Raw genomic sequence first — 434 nt, 5'->3', positions numbered from 1 at the left:
TTCCGCAGGTGGTCGATCACGGCCTTCGGGCTCACGTCCAGGTACTCCGAGATCTCCGTGACGTAGCAGGGCTTGGTGGCGAGAAGCCGGAGGATGCGCCGGCGGTTCTCGTTACCGAGGAGATCGAGCAGTACCGCGGAGTCCATTAACGTGTGGTTAGCGTCGAGCGGATAAAAGGTTGGCTTCCGGTGACGGCCGTTTGGGGCGCGGATCGACCGAGGGAGCGGCCCCGCCGGGAGCGCGGCGAGACGCCGCCCACCGAAGGGTAGTTACCCCGCGGGCGGCACGCGGGAGTATGGAGACGGCACTCGTCATCCTCGACGGCTGGGGGCTCGGCGACCACGACCGCCGCGACGCCGTGAAGGCGGCCGACACGCCGACGTTCGACGCGGCGACGGAGCGCGGGGCGGACGGCCGCCTCGTCGTCCACGGGC

General features: G+C 70.0%; 2 protein-coding genes. One reads left to right on the top strand and one right to left on the bottom strand.

The genetic code is table 11. The features are described 5' to 3' along the window. The coding region (locus DVK03_RS19595; protein WP_121593859.1) for an ArsR family transcriptional regulator at positions 1–146 on the bottom strand (146 nt) is incomplete at its 3' end. A gap of 149 nt (positions 147–295) precedes the next feature. Here DVK03_RS19595 and DVK03_RS20495 point away from each other — a divergent pair. Continuing rightward, positions 296–434 (top strand): hypothetical protein (locus DVK03_RS20495; RefSeq protein WP_199717522.1); only part of this gene is annotated, 139 nt, incomplete at its 3' end.

Origin of the sequence: Haloferax sp. Atlit-109R, assembly GCF_003665865.1 — an archaeon.
Lineage (GTDB): Archaea > Halobacteriota > Halobacteria > Halobacteriales > Haloferacaceae > Haloferax > Haloferax volcanii.
This window is presented reverse-complemented; position numbering and strand designations above follow the sequence as displayed.